Origin of the sequence: Pseudomonas sputi (assembly GCF_021603585.1) — a bacterium.
Taxonomy (GTDB): Bacteria; Pseudomonadota; Gammaproteobacteria; order Pseudomonadales; family Pseudomonadaceae; genus Aquipseudomonas; species Aquipseudomonas sputi.
This window is the reverse complement of sequence record NZ_BQHI01000014.1, coordinates 1-20,166: the sequence shown is the minus strand read 5'-3', so window position 1 is coordinate 20,166 and position 20,166 is coordinate 1. Positions and strand designations below refer to the sequence as shown.

Below are 20,166 nucleotides of genomic sequence, written 5' to 3'. Positions count from 1 at the left end.
AGCGAAGTCTGGATCCCTCAGTTCAAGGAGATTCACATGAAACGTTCTGTACTGTTAGGTCTGTTCGTTACTGCCTCGATGATGGCGTCGGCTTCGTTCGCTGCCGACAAGCCCGCTGACCTGTGTGATGCCAATCTGCAAACCCTCAACAACGCCAAGGCGCAGGCAATGGCCTCACCCGACCTGAATCAACGGGTAGAAGCCAGCGTGCAAAAAGCCCAGGCACTCAAGGCCCAGGGCAAGATCGACGAATGCGTGGCTGAAACCCAGCAAACCATTCTGGAAATCCGCAAAACCAGCGGAACCAACAATTGATCGACGCTCAGGCCAACCTTCGGGTTGGCCTTGTGAGCCGTTTGGCGTACACTGCGCAGGCTTGCTGCTCATAAGCCACACAGAGCGCCAGGCTCGGGGCCGTTTAGGATTCGACGCCGGTTGCGAAACTCTAGGTGCATGCCGACTTGGTAACAGAAGTCGTAAATCCACTGTTGCAACTACTTATAGTTGCCAATGACGACCAATACGGTGCTGCTCTCGCTGCTTAATTGCAGCTGACATGCACTCCTGGTACCTTCGGGTCCAGCAATCATCAGGGGATGTCTGTAAACCCAAAATGATTGTCATATAGAACAGAATCGCCGTGCAGTACGTTGTGGACGAAGCGGCTAAAACTTACACAACTCGCCCAAAGCACCCTGCCCGTCGGGTCGCTGAGGGTTAACTTAATAGACACGGCTACGCATGTAGTACCGACAGCGGAGTACTGGCGGACGGGGGTTCAAATCCCCCCGGCTCCACCAAATAGACAAAAAAGACGTCCATGGACGTCTTTTTTTGTGCCTGCGATTCGGTGCTGATTTTGGAAATTTGAAATCAGCACCTGCTATTTCGGCCAACGAGGCCTTTTTACGCAGGCATATAAAAATAGCTCAACGGCACCAATCGTTTAGTCTCAGGATCGGTAGCCGGGTAATGAGCCATCAACGTGCGAGCCAGTTCATCCAGCGTCCACATTGTCAGATGGACATGGGCCCTCTCTCCCTCATAAAGCGCCTCCTTGGTGAACCCGCCAGTGCTGACATACAACCCGCGATCATCCTTGTGCCTACCGCCCAAGAAGCTACGAATCTCACTACTCCCCATCCGGGCATTTCGATGTTTAACCTCCACAACAATACGTGGCGGCTCAAATCCAAAACCATCAGGGGATGCAATGATGTCTTTGCCCCTATCAGCACCGGCCGGTGAAACGAGCGTCTTGTAACCCATCGCACGCAAGATTCCAGCTACCAGCTCCTGCATTTCAGCCCAATCCAAACCGTTGATTTGGTCCTTGATCCGCTCGAAGGCGATCTCTTGAACACCCTTCAACGGGTCTTCCAGAGCCTCTGAGTCTTCAATAAGATCTTTCGGCGTAGCAGAGACGTTTTCACCAGTAGCGAGGGCCAGCAACTCCTTCTGAGCAACCTCTGCAACATTAAATACGGTCAGCGTAGATCCCAGACTGTTTCTACTCGCGCCAGTGAGCTTGTCGCGATCAACCTCCTGCGGGAACCACTCAACAGACCTGGTTAAAGACATCCCATCATCCGCCAGATCTGGGCGAAGCTGGCATTCGCCAGTGAAGCGACCGACCAGATACGTTCGGTTCGCGGGAGAATACGTAACGACCGTATCGCCAATGCTGATTTCGTTAACGAAACGAAATACCTGTGAAGCACCAGATACGGCACTCCCGTCCTTAATCCCTGGCTGGAGGTCTTTATAGGCCTGAATCAACGCCTTCCGAGAAACACCTGGCTTGGCCTCAGGGGCCAGTTGAGCCCAACCAATCGCCGCCATATTGCGATCCCTGAAATCGTCATAGAGACGGCCGCCGTCACCTCGGATCATCCACATCGCTGGCATGCTGACACTCGTTATTTCCATGAATTCGAGGTGAGAATGTAGCAATGGTGAGCGTTTGTGTGAACGAAAAGCACGATTACAGCGGCCAAATAGTGCCGTAGCTCTGCCGGTCGTCTTAGTATCGTTGCCATGTAGTGGCCTAATGAAACCGGACATCTATTTAGGCGAGGATGCTCGCCAGATAGAGGTGTTTGATGACCAAACAACGTCCTTCCTTTTCCGCTGAGGCAAAACGCGAGGCCGCAGCTCTCGTGCAGGATCAAGGTTGTAACCATATCAAGGCCTGACGTTCGCTCGTAGGGGCGAGACCACTACAAAACCGAGCCAGCCTCGCTTACATAATCCGTAACCCGTCTTTGTCAGTCGTATGGTTAAAGTCCACCGCACCGTTAGATGCGACATCGAAATGTTTTTTGGCAAAGCGAATACGCATGGCCTCGTCCCAATCTAGATCGTCGAGATTCAGAGTGCCCTTGGTTTCACGTACGAGATATAGACGTTCCGTTCCGTTCTCATCGCAAACAATTGCCCAGTCCGGCGAATACTCACCCACTGGGGTCTTCACCTTGAATCGGCGTGGCAGCTTAGTAAATAGCTTGATCCTACTTCCATCGTTTTCTAGTTGTTCGGCAAATCGCCGCTCGACGTGACTGTCGTAATCGACATGATCGAATAGGTTTACGCCTCCATCTGGAGCTGGAGCCACCCCAGACTGTGGCGCAGGCTTGCCGGCTTCGGTTCTAGGCGCGCTTTTGGTCTCCACTTCAAGAAAAACCACGTTGGCATCCCACCACGTTTCCCTATCCGTGGGCTCGTAGGTGATGTTCTGTACCATTTGCTCTATAACCACAACGCGAATAGCTTGGGCAGTTACGCGAGCCCAGCGGTCAGGGTCATGAACAGCACCCACCTTTAAGTCATCAGGAATCGCTTCTAGGATGGCGACAACAGTCGGACGAGTGAGTTGAAGAGGAAACTTGCCATAGAGCAGCTGATCTTCAACCAATTGCACAACATTAGGTAGACGCTGACCAACCAGAATTATCCTCTCTCCCGCACCATGGTTGACGGAGCCATCGTCGGTTATTATCCAGCCATTCTCATCGTAAATGAGCTCGGCAGATTGCACGATATTGGCCCGCGGCTTGATAAACTTCAGGCTTTCCAAGTGTTCGGATACAGCAACAATGGCAACGAGGGACGGCGTATCCACCGATACTCGGTAGGCGGCCCTGTAACGGATGCGGTTCCAAAGCTCCGTAAATTCGGGGCTCTGGAACATCGCAGCTCGTCTACGGATGATCACCTCCGAGTCCGCGTTCTCGACTTCAGGTGCCGTTCCTGCCTTTCCGCCGGCGGCTAAGTATTCCGCATTGAGACCGTCCCGAAACTCGGCGAATGATTCATCAACAACAAGTGTCAATCGATTCAAAGCGGAGTCCATTATCCGATTGCCGCTTTGATCAACTGGTAATCGAAGACCGCGTCCGATCTGCTGACGGCGTTCGGTATCGGATCGGGTATGTCGAAGGAAGCCGATCTGAAAGACGTTCGGGTTGTCCCAGCCTTCCCGCAAGGCCGAGTGGGAGAAGATAAAAGCACGCGGGTTGGCTTTGTCGAGGATAAGCTCCTTGTGCTCGATGATCTCCTTATAAGCCCTGGCTTCTAAATCCGAGTCTGATGCTAGACCACCCTTCGTATCTTTTAAAACGCCAGTCTTAGTTGAGGGAAAGTAGGCCACCCTCAGTTCCGCTGGATCTGGCATCTGAGCCTTAGGCAGACCAGCTCTGGACCATTCTTCAATGAAGATGGTATCGAACATTCCCGGCAAAGGGGCACTCTCGCCAACATAATCGGCAACTCGCTCCACGAAGAATAACGAGAGGACTTTTACATCCTCCTTAGCGGCGTCTAAGGTGGCCTGACGGGAAAGATGCGCGCGGATCGTCTGCCGAATCTGATCACGCCAAGTCGCCAACTGGTCGACCCCTATTTCTTCGCCGACTTTTACAGTCAATTTGTTCTCGAACACCACTTGATCGGGCTTACGTAGAATATTGTCGATGACCAGCCCACGGTATTGCTCTAGATGTCCGGACTCTTCGAAAAGGTTATCCCCTACCACTGCAATGATTTCTGTACGCTGTGCTCCATCATTCGTTGCTTTGTCGATGATCAATGATGCAAAGAGCTTCTTGGCCTTGCTTGTGATTTTCTTCAAATGCAAATAAGGCTGTCCATCAGACCCCGCCACGACGCCTTTAACGGCTACTCGCTTTACCAGACCGATCTCGGCTGCTCTTTTAGCACCAAGGCGATGAACGAGATTGAAGGTTTCCTTGTGTGTCGCGCTGTAGCGCAACGCAACTAGTGGATTGAGGGTCGCGATGGCCCGCCTGCGCAACGCCGTGGACATATTTTGCGGCTCGTCGATCAGAACTACAGGTTTCGATTTGGCGATCTGCTCGATCCCCGAGGTGGACTCACCCCAAATACGAGACTGCTCGGGCGACGAATACAGAGTATTCGTGTCGGGCTTGTCCAGCAGCTGGATGCTGGTAACCAGAAACTGCACAGTGCAAGATGGATCAATGAAATCCTCGAGACCACGGCTCTCTCCCATGACGCTCCAGTTATATGGCAGGTTCGGAAACTTGCTACGGAAGTGTTCGTAAGTCTGCTCGAAAGTCTTCAGCACACCCGCGCGGATCGCAACTGAGTGAACCAGAATGACAAACTTGCGCAAGCCATAAGCTTCGGCCAGACGCAAAGCCGTGGCAATGTAGACATAGGTCTTGCCCGTCCCCGTCTCCATCTCAACCGAAAAATTGGGAAACTCGCGCTCCTTATCCTGCAAATCCCCTTCGGTCATGAGCACGAGGGTATCCTGCGTGTCCACTTCTTCGCGGGCAGTAACCGCCTTCAAATTCTCGGCAAGCAGGCGACCATTTAACTGGAAACCTTGGTTCCCTTCGGCGCCAGGAGCCTGCCCAGCAATAACATTATTGGGCGGAAGCAAGGCACCCTCGAACAAATCAATGACGGCATCAATAGCCGCCGCCTGGTGGGGTTGATCATCAAAGCGAAACTTCACGAGCCACCCGTTCTAGCAGAATCAATTTGGAGCGCAAACGAGGCGCAAGTGTCAGAGTAACCGCATTATCTACCTTGTCTCCGCGTAGGATTAGAGTGTCCTTTTCCGTAAGACCTACGTGCTCCGCCGTATCGAAGGTGAAAGCGTCTAGGCAAATCAAAAGTCGTCCAGAGCCAGCCCCATCCGCAGCGAACTGACAGAACTCGTAGACTTTGATGCCCTCATGCTCGTGTACAGACACGCGAGCATCCAATCGACTATTGGTAGCCTTCAACGCAATTTCCCAGGCAACCGCAATAGGATCCGCATCATCCTTCACTGGCGTCTGCCCAGCATGAGACAGCATCATGCTTAGCTGCTCATTAGCGTCTTGCCCCTTTTTCGCGAAGACCTGCTTTTCGATGACCAGGTTGGTTTCTCTGGCTCTGAACAGTCGGAAGCCAAGTCCACCGCCAATTTGCGTGGCAACCCGCCGCAGCCGTTCCGCAGTAATCTCAAAAATTGTCTCGTAGCCGGCTTTCAATGCATTCTTTCCAGACTCAGTTGATGCGTCCGGGATCTCGGGCCGCTGGACCAAAATCCAGCGACGGGTGTTACCGTCTTTCGGATTCTGCTCCCACACCGCTTGACCCGAGGAACCCGATCCGGCGAAGAAGTCAAGGATGAGATCACCATCCCCCGTCAATGAGTGAAAGAGACGTGCGAGGACGTCGGGACTCTTTGGATCGTCAAATACCTTGGCATCCATAAGTTCGTCGAGCTGCCTTGAAGCGGCACGACGGTCACGGTAGAAGACCGATGAGGGTGCCCACGTTTCCCGCATGTGTAAATACGCCTTAATCTGCACACGCTTGCTCTTGTCCTTGGGATAGATCAGACGACCGTCCGCGTCCAATTCCTCCATCTTGGATTTCTCGTAGCGCCAACCGTTGTCTGGCGGGCTGTAACCCTTCCAGTCATAGATGAGGTTCTCACGGTAGTTCGGACTGGAAATGTTGTCGGGAAACCAAATGCCTCGTTCGTCGATACGGTCGTAGTGACTGTGGGCATTGGAGGGGTTCTCGTCAGCTAGGGATCTGTACCACTCTTTCAAAGCCTTGGTTGCTGCCTCATAGTCCGAGCCGTATTCGTTACGTAGCTCGTTGACCTTAGCGTAGACCGATTCGAGCCCCTCTTTGCGCTCACGCCAGCGGATATCATTGGTGCGCAGCCACTCACGATCACGGGCATAGACAAGGATGTAATCCTGCCCCCCCCCCCGTAAGCTTAGCGTCGCCTTTGCGCGCACCGCGCCAAGTCATCATGTCGACGAAGTTCTCAGCGCCGAAAACCGCATCCAACAGCAGACGCAGGTGGTGAACTTCGTTGCTGTCGATAGAAGCCAAGAATACGCCGTCCCTGCGCAACATGTGCCGTGCCACTGCGAGCCGTGCAGACATCATTGTTAACCAGGGCGCGTGTTTACGTCCGGTCTTTTCTTTTTTGGCAGTTGTGGCTTGTCCCCGCTCATCGACTTGCCCAGTCGCGACCAGGTACTCAGTTTCCGATACAGAGAAATCGTCGTTGTAGGTGAAGCTATCGCCAGTGTTGTAGGGAGGGTCGATATATATAAGTTTCACCGCACCTGCATAGCCGTTTTTCAGAAGCTTCAAGACCTGAAGGTTGTCGCCCTCAATCAGAATATCCCCGGCCGTATCCCAGTTAACCGATGCTTCTCGGTCTGGTACAAGCGTTGCAGTGGTCGGTGCTCGAGCTTCAGTGCGAGCCTGGGCCATACCCGGCCAGGTGAAGGAAAAAGTTTGGGCTGGCTCTACGAGCCCCAACGCGGATAGAAGTGATCCTTGGTCGAGCTCACCGTCTGGAAAAGCACCTGGAATCAAGTCTCGGAGTTGATTTAGCAATTCAGATTGGCCGTCCCTCGTTTCGATAGGTACGTGGGAAACCTCATGTTCGACGGTTCCAGCCTGCTTGTTTTCGCTCATTCTGTCCATCCGATCAGATTGCTCCCTGAGAGAAGCTTATACCTAGTCGCCCGCTCGCGTTTCAAGGCGGCGAACCCTAGCCATGAAATGACTGCGCGCTGTATTGACTGCTTGCAACAACAGTTACAGGTTAAATATTGGCGCGCATTGTATACGACCATGCTGTCGGAATCGGCAAATACAATGCCAGCGTCACACCAGCAGTACGACAAAAATCACTTCGTAGATTACCAGTCTATGCCAAACGCCCGATTATCTATCTCTGAGCATCAAAGCAGGGAAGGTTTGGCGCACCGAAGTCAAGACGCGCCAAACGTCTCCCAAAGGTCTGATCACAAGAACTGCAAATCAATCTGGATGAAAGTCCTGTGCGTCAGCAACGCTTCTAGGGTTGGCGTATCGAAGCCGAAAACATCGACGTGGAATTCAGAAGACTGGACTGATCTGTTCAGCCGCCTGCCGCCGGGTTTGCGCTGTTCGATGCCGGCTTGCAGCCGACGTTGCTCACGGAGCTGACGGTGGGTTCGTCGCTGGATCGTTCGGGCGGGCTGGGTGTGCGGTTATGGGAGCATCACTTCAAGCACACGCTGACGTCGAGTGAACTCCGCTCCTGCCTGCAGGCGTCCTAGGAAATTTCCCTCAACCCACGTCGACTTCCATGAACTGGTTCAAGATGCGTCCAAACGCTAGTCTTCGCGCTCCGCTGCAACCCGGCAGATGGTTTACCAAAGGGATTCGCCGGGAGCCTGAAACCATGGAGCTTCGTCATGAAAAAAGACAACCCAAGCCTGCCTGATCAAACACCGCCTCACGAGACCGAAACGAAAGAGCCGGCTGTGCTTGCCCAGCCTCAGGAATACGTGAGAAAGCCGCGGCGCACCCTGCCTTTCAACGAGACCTTTTCCGTGCGCACCGACGTGGACACGGCCACTCTGCTGACCCATGCCTGTGAAACCCTGGCGGCGCTCAACATGATGACGGCGAACATTGCCGATGATTTCAAGGGTTCTCAGCGCAGCCGGTTGCTGGCGATCCGGCAGCTGTCGATCATGACTGAAATGCTGGTCAATCGCGCCGTGGAGAACCTTGATCCGGTGAATCTGGTGCCCCGTACGACGGCGCCTGTCGTGCACTGAAAAACGACCGCTCGTCGATGACGCAAGTCGTTCATCGACATGAACTTTTCTTCACCCCGGCGACGGTGATGGCCGTGTACATTGGCCTCGCTCATTCAAGAAACTACGGTTCGCCCGCGCTCCTGCGGGCTTTTTTTCGCCCGGAATCTGGCGGCAATTTGTGTTTTCCTGCCCACCGCGCAATTCTGGTGTTCAATCCCCAGACCCGGAGCCCCCGATGCCGCTGCTGACCCTGCCCTGTCAACACCTCAGGCTCGCGGTACTCGACCCGGATCAAGCGCCGCTGGAAAGCGCGTTCTATCAGCGCAATCAACGCCACCTCGCTCCATGGTCGCCGATCCGCACCACCGATTACTTTTCCACTGAGCAGATCCGCCGACGTCTTGAAATACAGGCCAGCGCCTTCGAAGCCGGGCTGGCGGTGCACATGGCATTGCTGACCCCGGATGGCGAGCAAATGATCGGCGCCTGCAATTTCAGCGGGATCATTCGCGGTGCGTTTCAGGCCTGTTATCTGGGTTATCACATCGACGAGGCGTATCAGGGCAAGGGGTTGATGCAGGAAGCGCTGGAAGCGGCCATCGCCTACATGTTCGACACCCAGAACCTGCACCGGATCATGGCCAACTACATTCCCGGCAATGAACGCAGTGCCCGGTTGCTGGAGCGCCTCGGGTTCGAGCGTGAAGGCTATGCCAAGGCGTACCTGAACATTGCCGGGCGCTGGCAGGATCATGTGCTGACGGCGCGGGTCAATTCGCGTTTCGAAACGCCGGAGCAACGCTGGTCGCGGCCGCTGTCGTGACGTTCACAAATTATTAAGGATTGGCCGCGTAAGCTCGGGTTTCCGCTCACTTCCGGTTGCCTGAACCCATGTCGCGTGCCGCCTCTTCCCTGCTTCTGCTTGCCGCCCTGCTGTTCTTTTTCGCCCTCGGCAGCCATCAACTGCAAGGCTCCACCGAGGCCCGGGTTGCGGGCATTGCGATGGAGATGCACCTGGACAACGACTGGGTGACACCGCGTCTGTTTGGCGAGCCCTTTCTGGAAAAACCGCCCCTGAGCCTGTGGCTGGACGCCGGCGCCCTGCGGGTTTTCGGTGTCTCGCCCTGGGCGGTGCGACTGGCGTCGGCGGTGGCCGGGTTGCTCAGCGTGATGCTGCTGTACGCCATGCTGCGCCGCTTCGAACGCCCGAAGGCCATCGCCTGGACAGCGGGGATTTTGCTGGCGACCATGGCCAGTTACTGGAGCAACGTGCGTGGGGTCGGCGAGGATGCTCTGCTTGCCCTCGGCGTGACCATGGCGTTGCTGGCGTTTTTTCAGGCGCAGCGGGCATCGACCCCGGGCAACTCGTTGCTGTTTGCCGTTGGGATTGCCATCGCCACGCTGAGCAAAGGCGTGCTCGGTCTGGCGATGCCGGGGGTGGTGATTTTCGCTTATCTGCTGGCCGACAATCTGATGGACAAGCGCTTCAAACTGTCGGACTGGCTACGCCCGGGTTTGCTGACCCTTATCGGCCTGATCCCGCTGATGATCTGGCTCGCCGTGCTCTATCAGCGCGGCGGCGTCCAGGCAGTCAGCGAAGTGTTGCTGACCAACAGCGTAGGACGTTTCAGCGGATCGTTCGTCGAAGCCGGCCACTACGAGCCGTTTTACTACTACCTCGCCAAGCTGCCGCAGGCGTTCCTGCCCTGGAACATTCTGGTGTACCTGGGTCTGTGGCATTTTCGCAAGGAACTGAAGGCCAACCGTTACCTGCTGTTTTTCAGCCTGTGGATCATCGCGCAGTTCATCCTGCTGACCCTGGCCTCGAGCAAACGCACGGTGTACCTGATGTCGATGACACCGGCCGCCGCCGTCATCGCGGCGGAATACGCAAACGTGCTGTTCGAGAAACTGAAGCCACATAAAGGCTGGATAGCCCGCCATCATCAAACACTGGCAATGGGCGTGTTGACCGTGGTGATGGGCAGTTACCTGGCCGCCGCGCAGTGGTACCTGCCCCACGCCGATCGCAGGTTGTCATTCCTGCCGCTGACCGAAGAGATCCAGACCCTGCAGACCGAAGGTCACGACGTTGCCCTGTATCAGGCGAATGAACGGGTGGGCGGCGCCAGCGTGTTCTACACCCGCAGCGTGCTCAAGGGATTGGACACCGAGGCACAGCTGCGGGCGTTTCTGGAACAGTCATCAGCGAACGTGGCGGTGCTGTCGGGCGACCAGCCGCCCGCCGCGCCGTTGAAGATCATCAAGACCATGAAGGTGGGGCGTCAGGCGTACTACTTTGTAAGCCTGTGACCGATGCTGCTTGTTTCTGCCGCACGGGTTGCGCCAGTCGCTCCCGTCCGTAGAACGCCAGCGCCGTCAGCAAACATGCCAGCCACACGAAGATCCCGGCCCAGAACGTGTGGGACATGTAGTGCCAGCCCTGTAGGACCCGCGTAGTGCCGTAGACAAACCCGAGCAGCAGCGAGCCCCACAACAACGCGCTGGAAAAGCGCCATTGATAACGACGCGCCACGAAATACAGCGCCAGCATGGTGAAGCCACCCGAGGCATGGCCGCCCGGCCAGCAACGCCCTTCACCCGCTTCGTGGAACAGCTGGAAATTGTTGTACCACTCGATGTGCGGCATCTTCCCGCCGTACAGCGTGGTCTCGATCGGGCAGTAGACGCTGGTGTGCGCCTTGAGGAAATGGATCACCCCGGTGCAGACCGCGAAAGCCACCACCACAAACAGAAAATCCCTACGGTGCTCGGCGGCAAAGCGCAGCACCGGCGCGACTTTGCAGCGCTCGAGAAACCCGACCAGACGCGGATGCTGTTGCGGTTTCACCCGTGGCCAGACAAACGACAACATGGCGCCGATCAAAGCAATTTCGGCCGTCCAGTTCGGAATGATCCGCGCCCACTTGTGGGTCAGCTTTTCGAAGAAGTGGACCTTGTCGAGCGGGAACGTCTGGGTCAGCGGATCGAACAGCAGGTTGCTGAACGCGATGTCGATACGGGTCATGTCGAACATCAGGAACACCAGCGCGGCACACAGCAGCGGGATGCCGACGTTGTAAACATAAAAGCGGGATTTCATCGTGGGGTCACCGTGCGCCAGTCCGAAGCTTCAATGAAGCCGAGCATTTGAGGGGCCGCCGGGCTGGCGGCGGAAACAAACAGCGACGCGCCGTACCCGAAGGTCGAGGCCGGCACCTTGAGGTCTTTTTCCAGCTGCGCCATGCATTCGCTGTGGGTCACCAGAATCAGGTTGCGTCCCGGGACCTTGTGCGCGAGTGCGTCCTGCAGCATCCGGCCCTTGCAACTGATCAGCCAGTCTTCGCCGGCCGTCGCCTTGTTGAACATGTAGCCGGCGGTCTGCACGGTGCGCATCATCGGGCTGTTGTAGACGTCGGCCTGGTCCAGGCCCAACTGCTCGAACTGCGCGCCGACGCTCACCGCGACACTGCGCGAGCGATCCGTGATGCCATCGTGGCCGCTCAGGCACGCCGCTTTCGAGTGATCGCAGCGCTCGACGTGGCGCACCAGCACGATGATGTCGCCTTTGCTCCAGCCCTCCTTCAGCGCCTGCGCCCCGGCCACATTGCCGTGGGCAAGGTCAGGCACCGCCGCCGGGGCCAGCAGCCAGAGGGTCAAAGGGATTACCAGCGCCGAGGCCGCCAATACCACCCAGGTGTTTCGAAAACGGGCCAGACCGCTCAGATCAATCGAGCGCTTGACGCCGAACAGACTCAGTCGCAATTCCACAAAAAGCCGCCATCACTTGTGATTCGATGCGGCGAGGTTAGAGAGCACGGCGTGGGCAGCCAGTGAAACCCATGTGAAAAAAGTCTTGTGAGTGCCTGTTACAAATTCCGTAGGACAAAATCCTTTCAGCTCTCGGATTTGCGGCCGATACAGTCCTGCTTACACCCTTGCTGGCGCAAAAAAACAACAATCTTCCAGCCTGACCGACGATCAAGACGCACAACGTTTTTCTGGAGGATTTTTGATGAATAGCTGGTTCGGCAACATCAGCGTGAACCTGAAACTGGGGCTCGGATTCGGCCTCGTCCTGGCCCTGACCTGCATCCTGGCGCTCACTGGCTGGACCAGCCTGGGCGGCCTGATTGACCGCAGCAACTGGATGAGCGACATCACCCAGCTCAACGCTGGCCTGACCAAACTGCGCGTGGTGCGCCTGCAATACATGCTGACCAACGGCGATGAAACCGCCGCGCAGAACGTGCAGACCACCCTCGACGGGTTCGCCGCCCAACAGCAGAAGCTGATCAGCAGCTTCAAGAGCCCGGAAAACGTCAAACTGCTCAAGGAGCAGGCGGCGACCATCGCCGAATACCAGACGTCCCTGAATAAAATGCGTAACGCCTACCGCACCGGCAACACGGCGCGCGACACCATGGCCGCCAATGCCGAGACCGCGTACAACCTGATCCAGTCGATCAGCACCCGCGTCCAGCAGATGGAGATGAGCGAACAGCGTTTCGAGCAGTTCCAGGCCATCACCGCCGCCAAGGAAGCGTTCATCCTGGCGCGCTACGAAGTGCGCGGTTACACCGCCACCGCCAACGCCGAGACCGAGCAGAAAGCCGTCGGCCAACTGGATGCGGCCATCGCCAGCCTCAAGCCACTGAACGTGTATTTCGCCAGCACCCAACAAGACGCCCTGCGTCAGCTGGAAACCGCACTGATCAACTACCGCAGCGCCTTGCAGGCCTTCAAGAACGCCAACACCGATGCGGTGCAGGCGCGCAAGGAAATGACCGATCAGGGCGCGACCATCGTGAGCCTGAGCGAGCAGCTGTATCAGATCCAGCTCGATCGCCGTGACGCGGAAAGCGCCCAGGCCCGCACCCTGCAACTGATCAGCACCCTGCTGGCGTTGCTGGTGGGCGTGATTGCTGCCGTGATCATCACCCGTCAGATCACCCGTCCGTTGCAGGAAACCATGGCCGTGGTCGACCGCATCGCCAGCGGCGACCTGAGCCAGAACGTGATCGTCACCCGCCGCGACGAACTCGGCGTGCTGCAACAAGGCATCGCCCGCATGGGCGTGACCCTGCGCGACCTGATCAGCGGCATCCGCGACGGCGTGACCCAGATCGCCAGCGCCGCCGAAGAACTGTCGGCCGTGACCGAACAGACCAGCGCCGGCGTGAACAGCCAGAAGGTCGAGACCGATCAGGTCGCCACCGCGATGCACGAGATGACTGCCACTGTGCAGGAAGTCGCGCGCAACGCCGAAGAAGCCTCGCAAGCCGCAGCCGCCGCTGACGGCGAAGCCCGTGAAGGCGACAAAGTGGTGAACGAAGCCATCGCCCAGATCGAACGTCTGGCCAGCGAAGTGGTGCGTTCCACCGAAGCCATGAGCGTGCTGCAACAGGAAAGCGACAAGATCGGCAGCGTCATGGACGTGATCAAGGCTGTGGCCGAACAGACCAACCTGCTGGCCCTCAACGCCGCCATCGAAGCCGCCCGTGCCGGTGAGGCCGGTCGCGGTTTTGCCGTGGTCGCCGATGAAGTCCGTGGCCTGGCCCAGCGCACCCAGAAATCCACCGAGGAAATCGAAGGCCTGGTGGCCGGTCTGCAGAACGGCACGCAGCAAGTGGCCGCCGTGATGAACAACAGCCGCGCCCTGACCGACAGCAGCGTGGCCCTGACCCGCAAGGCTGGCGACTCGCTGGAAAACATCACCCGCACGGTGTCGAACATCCAGTCGATGAACCAGCAGATCGCCGCAGCCGCCGAACAGCAGAGCGCCGTGGCTGAAGAAATCAGCCGCAGCATCATCAACGTCCGTGACGTGTCGGAACAGACCGCGGCGGCGAGTGATGAGACCGCCAAATCCAGCGTTGAACTGGCGCGGTTGGGTGGGCAGTTGCAGCAGATGGTGAGCCACTTCCGCGTGTAAACCCTGCACACGAAAACCGAAGTACAAAGAAGGGCAGCTGAAAAGCTGCCCTTCTTTTTTGCCCGGAAATTGCCAACTTCAGGAAGTGAATGACGCGCTCGGAAACGCAATTACACACGGTTGGCGATGGGTGTTTAAGGACACGCCGTGATACGTCCCGAAGCCCACAAAACCTTGCGCCGTTGCCTACGGCTACGCCAGAATCCGCCGGCTTGTGCGCCTTGGGCTGGCTGCGTAATTTGATTGCGTCACTGATTTCCAGTGATCGAGCTTAGCGGCTCGGAATGTCCCCCAACGGTTGCACATGTCGAATCCAGTCAGGCGCCAGCCTGCACTTGATGGTGGCTGTGCGCATGGCACCTTCGGGTGCGCCGGGTTTTGGGTGACTTACCGGTCCGCTAACTTGCGCACAGCTGCCACCCTTTTGCTTAGCGGCGAAAAGGTGCGGCCTCAACCAAGAGGTAAATCACCCATGTTCAAGGTAACGCCAAACCCACCGCTCACCGAGCCCACAACCCTCCCGGATCCGGCATCTCCCTACGAATGCCCCGGCTCAAAGAAATTCAACGAAGCCGCCGAACGCGCCCTCGATTATCACCTGGGCCCACTCAGCGCCCACGTCATGGCCGCGCCCTACAAACCCAACACCCTCTACCAGGCTCACCCCGAAGCCGACACCGAATCCCTGCTGGTGGACGCCAGCGAATCCCTCGGCTCCGCCACCGTCATGCTCAACAATCATGTGGCGCTGGTCGAAGGCAGCCACCGCAAGACCCTGCAAGGCATCGCCCAGATCGTGATGATCGCCGAACTGGCCGTTAACCGGGCACTGGACAAGGTGGTGCCGACGGATTGATGCGGGAGGTGGCGAGTGCGGTGCACTCGCCGCTTCTTATTGATCGTTCAATGACAAAGCCCGCAGGACGCGGGCTTTGTCACAAAGAGTTAAGGCTTGTCTCGCTCAAATTCTCCAAGGGTTGATCACCTCAACCCTCAACGTCGCGCAAGCGTCAGCCATTTACTTTATTCGCGGATTCAAATTACCTTTCAGAGCGCTCATCCACCCACGGCGGCATCGATCAAGAGGATTCGGTCATGCAATCGCTCGGCTTCACCTCCGTCCCACCGCTGCTCAAGTACCTGCGCCATGCCGAACATCTGGGCATGGCCATCGAGCCTGCATTGGCGGCGGCCGGTTTGCAGGCGCAGCAGTTGAGCGACAACAGTCTGCGCTTGCCGGGGGAAACCCATGAGCGGTTGCTCGATTACTTTTGCGAACACTCGGGCGATCCGTTGTTCGGCCTCAACGCGGCGAATTTCGTCCTGCCCAACTCGTGGAGCGTGTTGGGTTACATCACCATGAATTGCGCGACATTGGGCGATGCCATGAACCGCATCATGCCGTTCGAAAAACTGGTGGGCGACATGGGCGTCAGCCGCGCCGAGGTGCAGGAAAACCACGTACACCTGATCTGGAACTGCCGCTTTGAGCGCCCGCGGATTCGCCGGCATCTGGTGGAAAACGTGCTCGGCTCATGGCTGCAATACGCACGCTGGATCGCCGACACCCGACTGTCGCCGGCCGCGGTGTGGCTGGAACACTCACTCCCGGCGAACACAACGCTGGCGCAGTACGAACAGTTTTTTGAATGCCCGGTGCTGTTCGATCAGGCGTATTCAGCGCTGATCGTGCCGCTACCGTATTTGCAGTTGCCGTTGCGCCAGGCCGATGCGCATTTGCTGCGCACCCTGGAGGAACACGCACAAAGTCTGATGGCGACGCTGGAGGATGCGTCGCTGGAGCAGCGGGTCAAAAGCATCCTGCGCCGGTTGCTCAAGGAAGGCCTGCCGCGCAAGGAACAAGTGGCCGAACATCTCGCCGTGTCGGTGCGCACGCTACAACGCCAGTTGCATCAGGCCGGCACGTCGTATCAGCAGATTCTCGATGAACTGCGCCAGGAACTGGCCGAGCATTACCTGCTCAACAGCACCTTGCCGATTCAGGATATTGCGCAGTATCTGGGCTTCAGCGAATCACGCTCCTTTCACCGCGCCTTCAAGAGCCGACGCGGGATGCCGCCCGGTGAGTTTCGGCAGACTCACCGGGTCTCGAATGACAGTTAGAGGCTGATCGCGTTGGTAAACACCAGACGATTGCCGAACGGATCGGCGATGGTCATGTCCTGGCTGCCCCACGGCATGGCCTGAATCTGTGGATGCGAAAACTTGTATTCCTTGGCCAGCAACTGCTGCTGAAACGCCTCCAGCTCATCGGTCTCGATCCGCAGGGCCGAACCCGGTGTCGCATCGCCATGGTGTTCGGACAAATGCAGCACACATTCGCCCCGGGAGACTTGCAGGTACAACGGGAAACCGGGTTCGAAACGATGCTGCCAGTCGATCTTGAAGCCGAGGAAGTCGACGTAGAACTCCACGGCTTTGGCTTCATCGAAAATCCGCAGGATCGGGGTGGTTTTGCCGAAGCTCATGGGTTGCTCCCTGACTGATTGGCCCCAGAGTGTAGCCGGGGTGGATGTCAGCAATTCGGCTTGGTGATGGCTTTCTTTAATTGCAATGTGCCACTACCGTGACCCAGTCAGCAAAAATCAACGAAAGCCGTCGCGCAGATCGCCTTGGCGCGCCAAAAACCGCCCTGCTGTTTGCCCGTTGGCCTGGCCGTCGCGATAACTCAACACGCCATTGATCCACACCCCGTCGATGCCTTGCGCGGCACGTTGCGGGTCGTTGAAATCCGCCACGTCGCGCACGGTCGCCGGATCGAACAACACCAGATCCGCCCAGTGTCCTTCACGAATTTCGCCCCTTTCCTTCAGGCCGAAACGCGCCGCCGACAGACCGGTCATCTTGTGCACGGCGGTGTGCAGCGGAAACAGCCCGACGTCACGACTGAAATGTCCGAGCACCCGTGGGAAAGCGCCCCACAGACGCGGGTGCGGGAACGGGTCTTCCGGCAGACCATCGGAGCCGACCATCGACAGCGGATGAGCAAGGATCCGGCGCACGTCGTTCTCGTCCATGCCGTAGTACACCGCGCCCGCCGGTTGCAGGCGTTTGGCGGCGTCGAGCAAGGACAGGTTCCATTCGGCGGCAATGTCCATCAGGTCGCGACCGCCCATGTCCGGATGCGGCGTCGACCAGGTGATGGTGATGCGGTGAGCGTCGGTGACCTGCTTCAAATCCAGGGTCGAAGAACTCGCCGCATACGGATAGCAATCGCAGCCGACCGGGTGAGTTTTCGCCGCGGCTTCCAGCGAGGCAAGCAACTGCGGACTGCGGCCCCAGTTACCGGCGCCGGCACATTTGAGGTGGGAAATGATCACCGGTGATTGAGCATGGCGGCCGATACGGAAGGCCTCGTCCATCGCCTCCAGCACCGGTTCGAATTCACTGCGCAGGTGGGTGGTGTACACCGCGCCGAACGCATTCAATTCTTCGGTCAGTTGCATGACTTCATCGGTGGATGCCGAAAACGCACTCGCATACGCCAGACCTGTGGATAAACCGAGGGCGCCCGCCTCCAGGCTTTCACGCAACTGCTCGCGCATCGCGGCGATTTCATCGTCAGTCGCGGTGCGAAACAGATCATCGAGGTGATTGCTGCGCAGCGCCGTGTGCCCGACCAGCGCCGCCACGTTCAACGTGGTGTTGGCCGCTTCCACCGCTGCGCGGTAATCGCTGAAACGTGGGTAAACGAACGCCGCCGCCGAGCCGAGCAGGTTCATCGGATCCGGCGGATCGCCGCGCAAGCTGACCGGCGCCGCACTGATCCCGCAGTTGCCGACAATCACCGTGGTCACGCCCTGACTGAGCTTGGGCAGCATCTGCGGCTGACGGATCACCACGGTGTCGTCGTGGGTGTGCACGTCGATGAAACCCGGTGCCAGCACACGGCCGGCGGCGTCGATTTCGTCGCTGGCGCTGGCGTCATGCAAGTCGCCGACCTGCGCGATGCGGCCGTCGAGGATCGCCACGTCGGCGGCGTAACCGGGGCTGTTGCTGCCGTCGATGACCAGGGCGTTGCGAATCAGGGTGTCGTACAGCATGTCAGTCTCCCAGCGGCAGGTGATCGTCGCCGCCACGGTATTCGTCGAGGGCGAGTTTGATCCGCCGCAGACGTTCTTGATTGTCTTCAGGATTGGCCAGCGCCAGCTCAGTGGCCAGCACATCGATGGCGAGCAGCATGCCGTAGCGCGCCGCCGTCGGTTTGTAGATGAACGAGGTCTCGGCGCCTTGCAGCGGCAGGACGATGTCGGCCAGTTCCGCCAGCGGTGAGTCGGCTCGGGTGATGGCGAGAATCCGGGCGCCGTAGTTGCGCGCCAGCGCTACGGTCTCCAGCAACTCCGGGGTGATGCCGGTCAGCGAACAGACAATCACCACCTGTTCGACGCTGAGGCTGGCGGCGGTGACGCGCATCATCACCACGTCGTGGCACACCGCAATCGGGTAGCCGAGGCGCACCAGCCGCACTTGCAATTCGTCGCTGCACAGGGTCGAGCAACCGCCGATGCCGAAGGCGTGGATCATCCGCGCCTGGCCCAGCAGTTTCACCGCATCGGCGAAGCGCGATTCGTCGAACGCCGCCAGATGCTGGCGCAAGGTGGTTTCGATATCGCCGACGATCTGCCGATAAAACGCCGACTGCTCGGGCGTACCTGCCGGGTCGAGGAAACGGCTGCCGACGCCACTGGCCTGGGCCAGTTGCAGACGCAGGTCGCGCAGGTCGCGACAGCCGACGGTGCGGGCGAAGCGTGACAGCGTGGCGGTGCTGACTTCGGCCCGCAGCGCCAGTTCTTCGAGGCTGGCGGAGGCGGCAAATCCTACGTCGTCGAGCATCAGACGGGCGATGCGTCCTTCACCGGCGCTGAAGGAATCCTGACGGGCGCGGATCTGATAGAGGATGTCCATGGCGGATAACTCCGACTACAGCAGGTAAGAAAGACCGACGGTCAGGGCGAAAGCGACAATCGAGATCAGGGTTTCCAGCACCGTCCAGGTCTTGAACGTCTGGGCCACGGTCATGTTGAAGTATTCCTTGATCAACCAGAAGCCGCCGTCGTTGACGTGGGAAAAGATAACCGAGCCCGCGCCGGTCGCCAGCACCAGCAGTTCCGGGTGTGGATAACCCAGACCGATGGCCACTGGCGCGACCACGCCGGATGCCGTGGTCATCGCCACGGTCGCCGATCCGGTGGCGATGCGCATCAGCGCGGCGAACAGCCAGCCCATGATCAGCGGCGACAGGTGAAATTCGTGGGCCAGGCCGACGATCTGATCGGTGACGCCGGCGTCCACCAGAATCCGGTTCAGACCGCCACCGGCGCCCACCAGCAAGGTGATGCTGGCGGTCGGTGCCAGGCATTCGTTGGTGAATTTGAGGATCGATTCGCGGTTGAAACCCTGGGCAATGCCGAGGGTCCAGAAACTCAACAGCGTCGCCAGCAACAGCGCAATCACCGAGTTGCCGATGAACACCAGGAACTGGTTGAAGCCGCTGCCCGGCGTGGAAATCAGGTTGGCCCAGCCGCCGATCAGCATCAGCACCACCGGCAACAGAATGGTCGCCATGGTGATGCCGAAACCCGGCAGGCTGTCACGGGGTTCGCGTTCGAGGAATTGTTTTTCCAGCGGGTTATCCGCCGGCAACTGAATGCGCGGCACGATGAATTTGGCGTACAGGGGGCCGGCAATGATTGCCGTCGGAATGCCGATGGCAATCGCATACAGCAAGGTCTGCCCGACCGACGCCTGATACGCCTGCACCGCCAGCATCGCCGCCGGGTGCGGCGGCACCAGCGCATGCACCACCGACAGCCCCGCGACCATCGGCAAACCAACCATCAGGATCGACACGCCGACCCGCCGCGCCACGGTAAAGGCAATCGGCACCAGCAGCACGAAACCGACTTCGAAAAACAGCGGCAGCCCGACCAGAAACGCAATGCACACCATCGCCCAGTGCGCGTTCTTTTCGCCAAAGCGCTCGATCAACGTGCGCGCCATCTGCTCGGCGCCGCCGGACTCGGCCATCATTTTGCCGAGCATCGTCCCCAGCGCCACCACCAGCGCAATGTGCCCCAGTGTCTTGCCCACCCCGGCCTCGTACGCCCC

General features: G+C 58.3%; 17 protein-coding genes, 1 other RNA gene and 2 pseudogenes. 10 read left to right on the top strand and 10 right to left on the bottom strand.

Annotated elements, in window-relative coordinates; all coding sequences use genetic code 11:
- Positions 1-36: 36 nt before the first annotated feature.
- On the top strand, positions 37-315 hold the full coding sequence (locus L6D81_RS18935; RefSeq protein WP_236181443.1) for a hypothetical protein: 279 nt from the start codon (positions 37-39) through the stop codon (positions 313-315).
- 95 nt (positions 316-410) lie between these two features.
- Positions 411-800, top strand: a transfer-messenger RNA (tmRNA) gene (gene ssrA, locus L6D81_RS18930).
- Positions 801-906: 106 nt separating this feature from the next.
- On the opposite strand, the gene L6D81_RS18925 is transcribed toward ssrA, so the two are convergent.
- The 4 genes from L6D81_RS18925 to L6D81_RS29530 form a co-directional block, all read right to left on the bottom strand.
- Entirely contained in the window at positions 907-1,908 is a 1,002-nt protein-coding gene (locus tag L6D81_RS18925; protein ID WP_236181442.1) for a restriction endonuclease, read from the bottom strand.
- Positions 1,909-2,242: 334 nt separating this feature from the next.
- Positions 2,243-5,002, bottom strand: coding sequence for a restriction endonuclease (locus tag L6D81_RS18920; RefSeq protein ID WP_236181441.1), 2,760 nt, complete (start codon positions 5,000-5,002; stop codon positions 2,243-2,245).
- Entirely contained in the window at positions 4,986-6,290 is a 1,305-nt protein-coding gene (locus L6D81_RS18915; protein ID WP_276574219.1) for a DNA methyltransferase, read from the bottom strand. The genes L6D81_RS18920 and L6D81_RS18915 overlap by 17 nt, the downstream gene beginning before the upstream one ends.
- Complete coding sequence (locus L6D81_RS29530) at positions 6,223-6,984, bottom strand: site-specific DNA-methyltransferase (RefSeq protein ID WP_276574217.1); 762 nt, start codon at positions 6,982-6,984, stop codon at positions 6,223-6,225. The genes L6D81_RS18915 and L6D81_RS29530 overlap by 68 nt, the downstream gene beginning before the upstream one ends.
- A gap of 458 nt (positions 6,985-7,442) precedes the next feature.
- Between L6D81_RS29530 and L6D81_RS18910 the strand changes: the two are divergent.
- The 4 genes and pseudogenes from L6D81_RS18910 to L6D81_RS18895 all read left to right on the top strand — a co-directional run.
- Positions 7,443-7,613, top strand: a pseudogene (locus tag L6D81_RS18910) (hydrolase); the annotation flags it as partial.
- Positions 7,614-7,751: 138 nt separating this feature from the next.
- A complete protein-coding gene (locus L6D81_RS18905; RefSeq protein ID WP_236181440.1) occupies positions 7,752-8,120 on the top strand; it encodes a DUF6124 family protein in 369 nt (122 codons plus the stop codon).
- 217 nt (positions 8,121-8,337) lie between these two features.
- Positions 8,338-8,925 (top strand): ribosomal protein S5-alanine N-acetyltransferase, encoded by a 588-nt coding sequence (rimJ, locus tag L6D81_RS18900; protein ID WP_236181439.1) that lies wholly within the window; start codon positions 8,338-8,340, stop codon positions 8,923-8,925.
- Between the two features lie 68 nt (positions 8,926-8,993).
- Entirely contained in the window at positions 8,994-10,415 is a 1,422-nt protein-coding gene (locus tag L6D81_RS18895) for an ArnT family glycosyltransferase (RefSeq protein ID WP_236181438.1), read from the top strand.
- On the opposite strand, the gene L6D81_RS18890 is transcribed toward L6D81_RS18895, so the two are convergent.
- Both L6D81_RS18890 and pmrG read right to left on the bottom strand, forming a co-directional pair.
- On the bottom strand, positions 10,366-11,205 hold the full coding sequence (locus L6D81_RS18890; RefSeq protein ID WP_236181437.1) for a phosphatase PAP2 family protein: 840 nt from the start codon (positions 11,203-11,205) through the stop codon (positions 10,366-10,368). The two genes, L6D81_RS18895 and L6D81_RS18890, sit on opposite strands and share 50 nt — an antisense overlap.
- Entirely contained in the window at positions 11,202-11,873 is a 672-nt protein-coding gene (pmrG, locus tag L6D81_RS18885) for a lipopolysaccharide core heptose(II)-phosphate phosphatase PmrG (protein ID WP_236181436.1), read from the bottom strand. Before pmrG ends, L6D81_RS18890 begins: the two co-directional genes overlap by 4 nt.
- A gap of 244 nt (positions 11,874-12,117) precedes the next feature.
- Here pmrG and L6D81_RS29700 point away from each other — a divergent pair.
- From L6D81_RS29700 to gliR, 4 genes and pseudogenes are all read left to right on the top strand, one after another.
- Positions 12,118-13,179 (top strand): annotated as a pseudogene (locus L6D81_RS29700) (methyl-accepting chemotaxis protein); the annotation flags it as partial.
- Positions 13,174-14,037 carry a methyl-accepting chemotaxis protein gene (locus L6D81_RS29695; RefSeq protein ID WP_371857340.1) on the top strand — a complete coding sequence of 288 codons (864 nt, stop codon included), beginning with the start codon at positions 13,174-13,176 and terminating at the stop codon, positions 14,035-14,037. The pseudogene L6D81_RS29700 and the gene L6D81_RS29695, both read left to right, overlap by 6 nt.
- 472 nt (positions 14,038-14,509) lie before the next feature.
- Positions 14,510-14,893 carry a DUF6124 family protein gene (locus L6D81_RS18875; protein WP_236181434.1) on the top strand — a complete coding sequence of 128 codons (384 nt, stop codon included), beginning with the start codon at positions 14,510-14,512 and terminating at the stop codon, positions 14,891-14,893.
- Between the two features lie 239 nt (positions 14,894-15,132).
- The gene (gliR, locus tag L6D81_RS18870) at positions 15,133-16,161 is read left to right on the top strand and encodes an AraC family transcriptional regulator GliR (RefSeq protein WP_236181433.1); all 1,029 of its coding nucleotides are present in this window, start codon (positions 15,133-15,135) and stop codon (positions 16,159-16,161) included.
- Here gliR and L6D81_RS18865 read toward each other — a convergent pair.
- The 4 genes from L6D81_RS18865 to L6D81_RS18850 form a co-directional block, all read right to left on the bottom strand.
- The gene (locus L6D81_RS18865) at positions 16,158-16,526 is read right to left on the bottom strand and encodes a glyoxalase superfamily protein (RefSeq protein WP_011332360.1); all 369 of its coding nucleotides are present in this window, start codon (positions 16,524-16,526) and stop codon (positions 16,158-16,160) included. The two genes, gliR and L6D81_RS18865, sit on opposite strands and share 4 nt — an antisense overlap.
- 117 nt (positions 16,527-16,643) lie before the next feature.
- On the bottom strand, positions 16,644-18,101 hold the full coding sequence (locus L6D81_RS18860; protein WP_236181432.1) for a D-aminoacylase: 1,458 nt from the start codon (positions 18,099-18,101) through the stop codon (positions 16,644-16,646).
- Between the two features lies 1 nt (position 18,102).
- Positions 18,103-18,963 (bottom strand): MurR/RpiR family transcriptional regulator, encoded by an 861-nt coding sequence (locus L6D81_RS18855; protein WP_236181431.1) that lies wholly within the window; start codon positions 18,961-18,963, stop codon positions 18,103-18,105.
- 15 nt (positions 18,964-18,978) lie between these two features.
- On the bottom strand, positions 18,979-20,166 hold a 1,188-nt coding region (locus L6D81_RS18850; RefSeq protein ID WP_236181430.1), incomplete at its 5' end, for a GntT/GntP/DsdX family permease.